This is a genomic window from Flavobacterium piscis (assembly GCF_031457575.1).
Lineage (GTDB): Bacteria > Bacteroidota > Bacteroidia > Flavobacteriales > Flavobacteriaceae > Flavobacterium > Flavobacterium piscis_A.
On record NZ_JAVDWQ010000013.1, the window covers coordinates 108,943 to 121,561 of the forward strand.

Below are 12,619 nucleotides of genomic sequence, written 5' to 3' on the forward strand. Positions count from 1 at the left end.
TGACAACCTTGCAGGCTTTCAGTCAGCCAGCCAAATCTATAGACTTTCAGTCCATAAATGTTTTTGAAATTATCATTAATCAAAAAACTGAATGAGCATGAAACACAAACTTTTACTTTCAGCCTTTTTACTAAGTCATTTTCTGGCTTATTCTGCAGTATACTATGTTGCTCAAAATGGTAAGGATATCAATGCAGGTACCATAAAGAGTCCGGTTGAAACGATAAAAAAAGCCCAGGCTTTAGCGAAATCCGGAGATACTGTTTATATAAGAGGTGGTGTCTATAAAATGAGAGAAGAACAGATAGCACAATATTATAAAATTTGGGTTTTTGTAACCAAACTTGACAAAGACGGCATTAGCTATTTGGCTTTTCCTAATGAAACACCTATTTTCAATTATGCCAATATTAAGCCTGAAAACCGCCGTGTAACAGCATTTTTTATCAATGGAAGTAATGTTATAATTAAAGGTATTGAAGTGACTGAAATTCAGGTAACCATAAAAAAACATACTCAATCCGAATGTTTTGAAATTCAGGGAAGCAACAATACACTGGAACAAATAAAGATGTATGATAATATGGCAATTGGTGTTTACATTTCAAAAGGTTCTAATAACTTAATTTTAAATTGTGATGCTTACCGAAATTGGGATTCTGTTTCTGAAAACGGAAAGGGAGGAAATACGGATGGCTTTGGCTGCCATGCCCCTGCAGGTAATAAGAACAATATCTTTAGAGGATGCCGGGCCTGGTTTAACAGCGATGATGGCTTTGATTTAATTAATTCTGCCGAGCCTGTTTTGATTGATAATTGTTGGGCTTTTTACAACGGATACTCTACAGGCTTTAAAAGCCGTGCTGACGGAAATGGATTTAAAACAGGTGGCTACAGCGATACCCCCCTAAACAAATTACCAAATCCGATACCACGAAATACCGTTCAGTTTTGTCTCGCTGTGGGCAATAAACAAAGTGGTTTTTATTCTAACCATCATTTAAACGGAAGCAATTGGTTCAACAACACTGCATATCGAAATAAGAGAAACTATAATCTGTTAAATAGAAAAACTGCTACCGAAGCGGATTATCTTAAAGATGTCCCGGGTTGGGGGCATGTAATGAGCAATAATCTGGGCTATGCTGCTACAGATACAGAAATAACCAATATTGACAAATCTGCCTGTACTTTAAAAAATAATTATTTTGACCTCAATCTTACGATTACAAATGCCGATTTTTTAAGTTTGGATGAGTCATCTTTAACCGCTCCCCGAAAAGCAGACGGAAGCCTTCCTGAGACACCCTTTCTAAGGCTCAATACTTCAAGTAATTTGATTGATGCAGGAATAGATACCGGGTTTTCTTTTAAAGGAAAAAGCCCAGATTTAGGCTGTTTTGAGTCAAGACAATAGCTTATCTAAACTTGGTTACGAAAGCTTATTTAATCCTCAAGACAATCCATAAAAAAACCTCGTTTAAGTAATTTAAACGAGGCTTTATTTTTGAATGCAAATATTATTTTTTTGATTCTTCGATAGAAACTTTTCTGAATTCTTTTAAAAGTTTTTCAATTTCTAAAGATGATTTACGGGCTCTTGCTCCTGCTGCTTTAACACCTTTTTCAGATAATGATTCAGATTCAGTTTTGAATGTTTCAAGTTCGGCGTTGATTTTTACTAATAGATCTTTCATGCTTATATATGTTAAATTAAGTAGCAAAAATAAAAGTTTGCTTTATAGTTAACGTAAGTTTTATGTTAAAATTATCACAGTTTTTATGCATTGGGTTACTATTATTTTTTTTATACGTTTTATATCTAATAACCAGTTAATTACAAAAAACGCAACCTGCATATTTTTCACTAAAAATACAGTTAGAACTATAAAATCTATTTAATTTTCTCATAATTTACTTTTTTAGCGTCCATTTTAAATTGAATTTCGAGGGCAATTTTCATTTTTTCAGCTATCTCTTTATTTTGCAATACAACATTACTCTTTTCCTGAGGATCTTTTTCTATATCATAAAGTTCATAATCTGCCGGAATATTAGCATGTCGGGTTCTTATTATTTTCCATGGCTTTTGAATTAATGATTCCTGCAAATGGCCTCTTACATAAATTTCCTGATTTACAATTTCTTTATTTTCTGAAATTGCGAACCAGACATTTTTTCCCTCGATAGTTTTCGGAAGATTTTTATCACCTGACAAAAACAAAATACTTGGCAATAAATCTATTATTGAAATATAGCTTCCATTTTTGTATTTTTTTAAATGGTCTTTCCAATAAAAGATACAGGGAACCCTGATAGCTCCTTCATAATTGGATGTTTTCCAATCCCTGAGCGGTGTATTATCTCCAAGAACAGGATTTGATGGATGAATACCATTGTACTCATTTTTGGAATCCCAGTTTTCCATTGCACCATTATCGCTCATAAAAATAATTAAGGTGTTTTTATCCAGGTTTTGCTCTTTTAATTTCTCCAATAGTATTCCAATACTGTAATCTAAATGACTCATGGCAGCTGCATAATCCCTGCGGGAACTGTCTTTTATGGAATTCATATAAGGATCTTTCCATTTTTGTTCTTCCTGCAAAGGAAAATGCGGTGCACTGTAAGCCACTTCCAAAAAGAAATTTTTCTTCAAATCCCTTTTTTCTGAAAGCCATTGAATCGCTTCATTTGTAATTAAATCCGTAGCATGACCTTCTTCTTCAATAAATTCTCCATTTCGGTACCAGCTTTTATCCCCATTTTTATAAAGATGGGTGTATTGATCTATTTGTCCATGCAAAAAACCGTATGAATAATCAAACCCATACGCTTTTGGTCCACTGCTTTGCTGCAATCCAAGGTGCCATTTGCCAATAAGTGCCGTTTGGTAATTGTTTTGATGCAATAATTTAGGTAAAGTCGGAATTGAGTCAGGAAGCTTAAACTGACTTTTATCACTTATCGGAGCCACAATTCCCATACGGCTTGCAGGTCTTCCTGTAAACAAACTTGCCCGTGAAGGCGAACAGGTTGGATTGGCATAAAACCGATTCAGCTCTACTCCATTTTTGGCTAGAAAATCAATATTTGGCGTTTTTATTATGGAACCGTGATATCCAACATCATTCCATCCGGCATCATCAGCAATAATCAAAATAATATTAGGTTTTTCTCCTACTGTGTTTTGATTTTCCTGACTATAAGAAACTGAAAAACAAAATGATATTATGATAAGGAACTGCATTTTTTTATTCATACTTTACTCTTTTAAAATTAATTAAGATTAGACTTCAACCTATTGTCTCTAATCATTTAACACATAGAAACATAGTTTCGGATAATAAAAAAAGCGTTTCACTTATTAAAAACACAAAAGCTATGTGAAAGAAATGTGTTTATTTTCTAAAAATATTTTAACCACAAATTAGCGCTAATTAATTTGTGAAAATTTGTGAAATTTGTGGTTAATAAATACTGCAAACTTCGCAGATTTTCAGTCTGTTAAAAACTAAATTATGGATTGCACGTCTATAGTGATTTATTTTTGTTTCCTTTTTTACAAATAAAACTTTGTAATCTATATGTTAAATATTTTTACGAATTACAGCCAATAAATTAGATTTTTGAATTTACAGTTATATAATCAAGTACAATTCCGGTTTGATTTACCTCAATGTTGATGGTATGTTTTCCTTTATTTGTAATAGAAACGGGAAGTTTTACAACAGCACTGTTTCTTAAAACATTTTCTTTCCATGTTTTATCCCTGTCTTTTGTATTAATCGAAAAAGACTGCCTTTTATCTCCGTCTATTTTTATACCTATTTCATGATCAAAGTTATTGGCATGGGTTGGAATTAAATGCACTTCTATTTCGTAATCGCCAGCCTTGTCTATTTCAAATTCATAGGAAACCGAGGGCTTCTCCTCATTAAAATAAGAATGCTTAAACGGAAACAATGTAACCGAATTGTTGCTGTATCCAAAGCCGTTTATGCTTCTCCATTTGTAGTTTTTGGAGTCTTTATTAGCAACAAAATCATTTGCTTTGATTGTGATAATTGATTTGGAAACCGGTTTTTCGGAAGCTTCTTGTGAAACCACAGGTCTTTTTATAGAATCAAAAACAGGCAAATTTCTTGGTTTCATAGACATCATATGATTCCATTTTCCATTGCTCATTTTTGTGTTATAAAAATCGGTCAGCTCTTTTATTCTCTCATAAGCTTTCGCCGATAAATTCAAATAATTTTCCTTTTGTTTCAAATCGGTTGTCATAGCAGCCAGGTTCCAATATAAAAACTTATGGTTCATATTGGCCGCCGCTTCAATTGGATAAGTTACCAATTGGAAATAAGCATCTTCTCTTCCATCAGGAACAGCAGGTCCGACATCTACAGCAACAGCAGAACTCCACATATCTACCTGGTCAATCAAATCATCGTAGGCTTTGATTCTTTCCAGACATTCTTCTTCCGTAAAATCGGAAAGCTTTATTGGTGTAGTTGGTTCTGTCTGACTCCATCCCATGTATTCCGGCTTTCTCAAAAATGCCAATCGGTAATATTCTTCAAATACAGGACCCAAGTAGTCTGAGAGTAGAGGAGAAAACTCTCTGGTAATCCAATTTTTCAAGTGCTGACTGATTCCATCCGATTTGATGCTGTTGATATCCCAAGCCAAATCCAGAAAAAACTCCATATCGTATTCCGAAGGCTTTATATCTCCAACGTTTACAATCCACATTTTTTTAGCACCGTTTTCATACGCTTTGGTCATTTCGTACCAAATCAATCCTGGTTGTGTCGTACTCAGCCAAAGATAATCATGCGGTCTTCCCCAATAACTGATGTGGTAATAAACACCGCTTCCTCCTGTTCTTTTTTGTTCTTCCTCATTACTTAAACGACGGATATATCCGTAATTATCATCGGGCCAGACAAGGGTTACATCATCCGGAACTTTAAGTCCGTTGTCATACAATTCCAATACTTCTTTGTACGGAACAAAAGCCTGAGGAATGTCTTTTAGCGGTTTTTTAAAGGTGTTCGAAAGCATCTCACGCTGGTTCACAATAATCTTTTCGACCATTTCAATTGATTCTTTCAGATCTTTGGCACCTTCCATTTTACTGTCATGAACACCTCGCATTCCCAACGTTATAATTGTTTGGTTATTTGCAGACTTTAATTCATCCAGACGGTCCTGCCAGTATTTATCGACCTGGGTTTTATTGGTAAAATAATTATACTCACCGTGAATTTTAGGTTTCCATTCATCAACATTGTTGCGAAGCATGGGTTCTGCATGAGAAGATCCGATAACGATATGGTATTTCTGTGCTATTTCCTTATTCCCCGAAAGGGTAAAAAAACCTTTTGTAGACGGATGCATCGCAGGCCAGATGGTGTTGGCTTTTAATCGCAGTAATAACTGGAATATTTTCTCGTAGGTTTTGGGGCCGATATTACCGACTTCCGGTTCGAATGTTTTTTCCGCCCAGGGTTCCAATCCCCAATCTTCATCGTTTAAAAAGATACCGCGATATTGTACTGATGGTAAGGAAACTATTCCGTTTTGAGGAATGTTCAGAACTAATTTTTCTTTTTTGATAGGATTCACATCTGCCCACCATTTCCATGGAGAAATTCCCAAACGTTCTGTAATTTCAAAAATGGCGTAAACCGTTCCCCTTACATCGCTCCCAACAACAAAAAGATTATCTTTTTCTTTTTTGATCGAAAATTTCTCCCATTGATTAGCTAGTTCTTTGAGCTGAGCTTTAGATTTAAAAAGTTTAGAAGAAACTTGTCCGATATAAATTCCTTTTTTTGATATTTTATCAGATTGGATTATTTCCGGTCGTTTTCCGGTTATTTCTTTTACATCATCAGCCAATTCATTAACAGCCCAAACAATTAGTGCATCTGAATTTTTGTCAATATAAATTGAAGTCAGTTGATTGGAATCGGCAATTGAAAAATCAACTGAATTTTTATTCTGACTGTATAATGACAAAGTTAAAATTGTAAAAATAAATGCAATGACTTTATTCATATTAAATGCTGTTTTTTGCATTGCAATTGAATGCAGATTTTATTTGTCGTTCCTACAGAACTTTTGTTTGTGTTTGTATTACGTTTTCAACGGATTAAAATCCGTTGCTACAATATGTTCCGAGCCGAAGGCTCTTTTGCGCTAAAGTTCCGTAAGAACGATTTATTGGTCTCAGAAGTAGTTTAAAACTATGCACTTTAGTGCATTTAGCTTTAGCTTCTAAAAATATTTTAACCACAAATTACACAAATTAGCGCTAATTAATTTGTGAAAATTTGTGTAATTTGTGGCTAATAAATAAGTACTGCAACCTTGCAGACTTTCAGTCTGCCAACCAAACCTCTGCACTTTCAGTGCAGAGTGGTTTAGTTTATAGCAACATATTTAATCCGTTTAAAATTCGACAATTTATGAAATACTGGATATTTAGTTTCTTACGGAGATTGCTTCGCCAGTTCGCTATCGCTTGTGTCCTTGTTCTTCGGAATGTCAAACTTTATGTTTACTTTGCGTAGACGCACTGCTATGCGCCTCTACAGAAACTTTTAATCCACTAATTGCTTATTCACATAAACATTTTTCAAAGTAATTCCGTCTACAATGCTTTTGTCTACAGTTGCTTTTGTTGCTTCAATATTCAGGCTTTCGAAAGTAAAATTAGACAAGCGAACATTCTCATCTTTTTCGACATTAAAAAACGTATCCGATTTCATATCGATATTTTTCAAGGTCACATGATCGCCATAAGACACAGGTACATCAGGACGGCCTTTTAAATCAAAAAACTGCTTCCATGCCAAAACAACAAGACAGTTTTTTGCCTGTCCTTTAATGTCTTCCACCCTGATATACTCATATCTTTGAGGTGTATCGGGTCTCATTTTCAGCCAAAGCATTCTTGTTGCTCCGTCAATCTGGCAATTACGCATAATTACATTTCGGTTATGGATTGATTCACTTCCGTTTGTTAATGCCGAATGACAGAATCCAAATCTACAATCTTCGATAATAATGTTAGAATTTGGCCCGTTGTTTTTATCCTGATCGGCAAAAGGTCCTTTTCCTCCTTTTAGTGCAATCGCATCATCATTTACAGACAAAAAACATCCTTTTACCAATACATTTGAACAAATATCGAGATCAATTGCGTCAGTACTTGGGGCTTTAATCTCTAAATGCGGAGAGAAAATGTATAAATCAAGTAGTTTTACATTATTGCATTTATAGAAATGATTCGTCCAAAAACCGGAATTGATCATTCTCACATCTTGAAATTGCACGTTATTGGAGTTCCATACAAAAACCAATCTTGGTCTTGAAACCTCGAGATTGGTGCATTTTGGATTTTCCTTACGCCTTGCCCAGAAAGCTTCATAATATTTATAACCATTTCCGTTGATGGTCCCTTTTCCTGAAATAGAGAAATTATCCACGCCATAAGCATTTACCAAAGCCGGAAAATAATCCAGATTCTGGCCTTCCATACGCGAAGTCATAATTGGATAATTGGCAATGTCATCTGAACCTTTTAAAGTTCCTCCCTCTGACACATAGAGACTTGTTTTGGGTTTAAAAAACAAAGCACCACTTAAAAATATTCCTTTTGGAATGACAATTACTCCACCGCCGTTTTTAGCTGCTTTATCAATTACTTTTTGAATGGCAATTGTCTGAATTTTGGTACTGTCTTTAATTACGCCAAAATCGGTAATGGTATATTGTTTCCCTAAATCTTTCAATTGAAGTTTGGTATAATCTTTAAACCAGGGGGTAATTTCACTTCCGTCCGGAAAAGTATCATTATTATATTTTTGTGAACATGCAGACTGGGATAGTGCCAAAATGCAAATTGCAAGGGTCAATAATTTTTTCATTATTTTTTTGGTTTTTAAATTTTATGAGGTTTTATTTTTTAAACGATGTTCTGAATAATTGACACCATTTTCTTAAGTTCTTAAACAAAATCCTATCTAATAAAATCAACATTAAACATTCTTATAATTTAAACTTAAGATTAAAATCAAATATAATTTATCCAGTTGCCTAATCTATCCTGCTCTATACTGTAATTATTTTTGAATCCATTTATTTACGTTTCAGCCATTCTTTCGGCACATGAACAATACAGATATTCATTGTACGGTTATCTGTAGAAAGCATAGCCGACTGGATTTGGATTTTTGTTCCGTCTCTGTTGAAAGTTGGGTGGATGTGATCTGCAGCAGTTTCTTTATGTCCTGTGGTCAGCAGCATCATTTCGTTTGTTTTTCGGTCAATCAGATATAAACTCCTTGAGAAATCATCACCCACTGCCCATTTCCCATCAGCTGAACCGTGTACGTGCCATAAACCACTGCCGCTTTTGGTTTGTCCGGCAATAATCATTTCACGGGTTCTAAGATTTACTATTCCCAAACCTGTTGGTTTTTCACGGGTTCCTGTATTGCCCCAATTGCTTTCCTGTCCCGGATTGACTGGGTTTCTAATCTCTCCGTTTTCAGCTATTTCTGCAGGGACATCTTTTTGAATGTCTATTTTTCGATGTCCCATAATTGCGATGGCTACTTCGTCTTTAGAAATTACGGCTTCATGAGTCACCCATTCAAAATCAGATTCCGGATATAATGGTCGTAAGCCAGATCCATCGGCCATAACTGTCCACGTTCTTTGAGGTGATTTTCCTCCGGTTTCCCAGCAAAAAATAATCTCTCCCGGATTCCAGATATTTGATTGAATATGCCCAACCTGAAAAGGCACTGAAACCACATGTGTGAATTCCCCACTTTTTATATTCAGACTCGCTATTCCACCCGGACCTGCGCCCATATTTCTGGGACCAAAACTTTTTTCAATTTTAATATTGGGATCTAAATGTCTTGCTGCTTCTTCCTTTCCTATTCTAAAATAAACCCGTTCTTCATCAGCATCCAAAGCCATATCACCAGAAGCGCCCATTTCCGGATTTGTTATACCGCAAATACGTTCGTAAGCCGAAACAGGTTTCATTTTCCCAGCCTGACTGTCTTTAAAAACAGCTTCCAGATTTACTTCCATGATCTGCACCTTATCGCCATCTGCTTTGCGCATAAAATACAATTTCATCGATTTTTGAGCCATGCATAAAGTTCCGGTATAACCGCCTTCGGTAACCTGAACCATTATGCCTGATTTTTCATTTACTGCCACTGCTTCTCCATTGGCTCTTCTGGTTCTGAAAATCAGCCATTCCCCATCTGCTGTCCATTGCGGATGCGTTGGATATGTTTTAGAATCACCTGCAGATTTAGTCGTTAAAAAGATTAAATCGACACCTGTAACAGGGTCTTTTATAATCTTTTTCTCTGATGGAAAACGGGTTCCAATCTGGCTGAAAGCTGTTATGGTGAACAACAGGAAAAGTATATTTATTTTTGGGTTGCGTTTCATAGGATGTTTTTAGTATTAATCTTTTTAATGACTCTGAGTTTTTTTACTCCGTTGATTTAATCGCGCAAAGTCGCAGAGGCGCAAAGTTTTTTCTTTGAATTTGGCTAAAGCCGATTAACTGATCTAATTTTTAACCCCAGCTAAAGCTGGAGCCTATTCAATTTAAAACTTACCCCCTAATTTGTTATGGTGAATAAAGGAAAGTATATTTATTGTTCGACTAAGTGTCATAAATTATATTTAGAGAATGAATTAATCGCGCAAAGTCGCAGAGGCGCAAAGTTTTATTTAAGGAATCAAAATATTTTCACGCAGATTCTGCAGATTTAAGCAGATTATAAAGAGATAATCTGTTTAAAATCTTTTTAAATCTGCGTGAAAAAACTTTGCGGCTTTGCGTCTTGCGAGAATGATTTTAGTTATTCTATTGCAACTTCTAACACTTAACTTTACTTATGAAGATTATTTTTTCCTTCAATTTTTAATTGTATTGCGCTATCGTTTATCTGAAACTGGCTGTTTTTTAACAACAGGATTACTTCGGCTCCAGCCAATAAAACCGGGCCGTAACCGTGAGCTGCGAATACATTTATAGGGCGGTAATAATAAAATGCAGGATCAAAACCCATTCCGGTTCCTACGCAGGTTCCTTCAACCTGGCCTTTATCATTTACTTTTGAAGCAACGGCGTTCCAACCCAATAAAACGGCTGGGGCGTATGTCATTTTATCTACATAACCACGATTAATAGCTCTGGCAATAGAATACGTATAAATGGCAGTTGCCGAAGTTTCTAAATAGGAATCATTTCTATCCAGTAATTGATGCCAAAAACCGGTTCCGTGTTGATATTGCACTAAACCGGCGATATGTTTTTGAAGTTGTGTTAAAACCTGAGGATACCCAGGATGGCTCTTAGGTAACACTTCAAGTAATTCCACCATAGTCATTATAGCCCAGCCATTTGCCCTTGCCCAATGAAATTGTGGATGAACCTCCATCGACTCTACCCAGCCGTGCATATAGATACCTTTTTGCTCGTTGAACATTCTTTTAGAAAACTGATTAACCTGTTTTACAGCATCATCAAAATATTTAACTTCTCCCGTGTGGCTTCCCATTTGCGCTAATGCCGGTACGCTCATGAACATGTCGTCTAACCAAAGCGTGTTGTCCTGAGGTCTGTTTCGGGCTAAAGTTCCGTCTTTTAATCGAAACTGTTCCTTACTGATAAAATGGATGTAATTATTTACCAAAGGATCGATATTGGCTTTCAATCCGTCTTTTTTGGCTTTTATAAAGGCGGCACAAAGTGCTCCGGCAAAATCTAATGCTTCCGGATGAAGCGTCTTCAGCATGTCTTTATCCTTGATGTTTTTTTCCTGAATATTTTCGGCAACATCAGCGATTAGCTTTATTCTTTTATTGGAATAGTCGGCAAAATATTTTTCACCCGTAGCTTTAGAAGCCAACAACATTCCTGCATAGGTAACGCCCCATTCATAACTGGTCAGCCTGAAAGCTCCCGGCTCAAAAATGATGTCTTCCTTGTTTTTCTTATAATCCTTAATTTCAGCTTTTGTTGTGGCATTTACAATTTTAGAAGCCGAATTTTTATCTAAAAAGTTATAGACTCTGTCCAACACAACTTTTATATCCTCTTTTTGCGGAATAACATATGGTGTTGGGTAATCGGGCTGCATCAAATGCAATGGTGTTGTGGCATCGTTTGTCTGCGCATTTGCAGAAGCAAGTATTCCCAAAGCAAATAGCGTAATAATTTTGGTTGATTTATAGGTCATGGTTAGGTATTTTTAGATAGTAGTAAATTGGTTTATTTGCTTACTTCAACCTTTATTTTGGCAGAAAGCTGTTTCGCCAAAGTGGTTACGTAATTACTGAAATAAGCTGAATCTTTAAAGTTTTTATCAGCACTTAATTCCCAACCCGCTATTGGATAATAACTAATTGGCTGGTTACTTTTTGCACTCATTTTTATCAAATAGGAATCCGTCAATTTGCCTGTTTTAGGGGCTTCAATATATCCTTTGTAGCTTTCTTTCGGAATTAGGATAGCGGTTCCTAATATCCATTGTCTTTCGTATGTTAATTTATCATGCTGAATAAAACAAACATAATCTCCGGCATCGATTACCTGTAGTGGGTTCTGATTATTAATGTTGGAAAGTGCAATCACTAAAGTTTCATTTCCTTTAAGTCCATTTACGGAAACTGTATTTTTATAACCATACATTCCTGGCCAGATAGAAGCTGTTTCCTGTACCTGATATTTATTTCCTGAAGCTTCCCAATTTTGGTAATTATAGCTTAAAACCGAATTTACAGGGCCCTCGCTTACAATTTTAAAAGTCGTTTTTTCAACGTTATTTATAGTATCGTTGATCAGAATTCCAAGTCTGTTGATTTCATTTCCGACAATCAATCCATATCCGCCTAATCCGGCCGAACTTCCAACAGGAAAAATATCCCTGCCCCAATCGTGCATCTGATGGTAATTATCTTCTACAGCCCCTTTACTGCTAATACCAACATCTTCAGGTGTAATTCCAGGGGTTTTCTTTCCAAAAACGTCTTTTGAATTTCTTCCATCCAGATAATGCCTGAAACCTACTTTATCATTTTCCCAGGTTGGCCCGTCAGTCTGGTATTTTTGAAATCCCAGTTTTTTATAGACCTGATTAGCCATTACCACTTCTTCTGTTGCGGGCTGCACCGGTAAATTTTCAGCTTCTCTTTTTCCGAATCGGGCACTGGTTTTTACCGTATATTTAGGATCAACATTTGACCATTTAAGTACTATTGTTTTCTTTTCTTTTGCCGAAAAATCAGTCACAAAAAATAACTCGTCCCATTTGCCGTCACCATCAAGATCATTTACCTGAGCCGGAATGGTATCTGAATTTTGCAGAATAACAGGAAACAAGTTTTCTATACTTTTTGCATTTAGTTCGCTCCTTTTTATCGAAATTGCTTTTTGCGATAATTCTAAATCCGAATCATTTGTTAAAACAATTGAAGAATCCGATGATACTTTACAACTTGTAAAAATCATAGCCAATAAAGCTATTGACAGACATACTTTTGATTTCATTATTCTTAGTTTTTATTT

Annotated in this window: 8 protein-coding genes; 1 reads left to right on the forward strand and 7 read right to left on the reverse strand. The window is 35.7% G+C overall.

The features are described from left to right. The first annotated feature begins 97 nt into the window (after positions 1-97). Entirely contained in the window at positions 98-1,417 is a 1,320-nt protein-coding gene (locus J2W48_RS17320) for a right-handed parallel beta-helix repeat-containing protein (protein WP_310282948.1), read from the forward strand. Positions 1,418-1,520: 103 nt separating this feature from the next. Here J2W48_RS17320 and J2W48_RS17325 read toward each other — a convergent pair whose 3' ends face one another. From J2W48_RS17325 to J2W48_RS17355, 7 genes are all read right to left on the reverse strand, one after another. Then, complete coding sequence (locus J2W48_RS17325) at positions 1,521-1,697, reverse strand: histone H1 (protein ID WP_078228205.1); 177 nt, start codon at positions 1,695-1,697, stop codon at positions 1,521-1,523. Between the two features lie 197 nt (positions 1,698-1,894). Then, a complete protein-coding gene (locus J2W48_RS17330; protein ID WP_310282949.1) occupies positions 1,895-3,262 on the reverse strand; it encodes a sulfatase-like hydrolase/transferase in 1,368 nt (455 codons plus the stop codon). 359 nt (positions 3,263-3,621) lie between these two features. After that, entirely contained in the window at positions 3,622-6,063 is a 2,442-nt protein-coding gene (locus J2W48_RS17335) for a glycosyl hydrolase 115 family protein (protein WP_310282950.1), read from the reverse strand. 545 nt (positions 6,064-6,608) lie between these two features. Then, positions 6,609-7,937, reverse strand: coding sequence for a rhamnogalacturonidase (locus J2W48_RS17340; RefSeq protein WP_310282951.1), 1,329 nt, complete (start codon positions 7,935-7,937; stop codon positions 6,609-6,611). A 211-nt stretch (positions 7,938-8,148) separates the two neighbouring features. Further along, positions 8,149-9,489 (reverse strand): TolB-like translocation protein, encoded by a 1,341-nt coding sequence (locus J2W48_RS17345; RefSeq protein ID WP_310282952.1) that lies wholly within the window; start codon positions 9,487-9,489, stop codon positions 8,149-8,151. A 449-nt stretch (positions 9,490-9,938) separates the two neighbouring features. After that, complete coding sequence (locus J2W48_RS17350; RefSeq protein ID WP_310282953.1) at positions 9,939-11,291, reverse strand: glycoside hydrolase family 88/105 protein; 1,353 nt, start codon at positions 11,289-11,291, stop codon at positions 9,939-9,941. Positions 11,292-11,323: 32 nt separating this feature from the next. Next, the gene (locus tag J2W48_RS17355) at positions 11,324-12,601 is read right to left on the reverse strand and encodes a DUF4861 domain-containing protein (protein ID WP_310282955.1); all 1,278 of its coding nucleotides are present in this window, start codon (positions 12,599-12,601) and stop codon (positions 11,324-11,326) included. Positions 12,602-12,619: the final 18 nt, after the last annotated feature.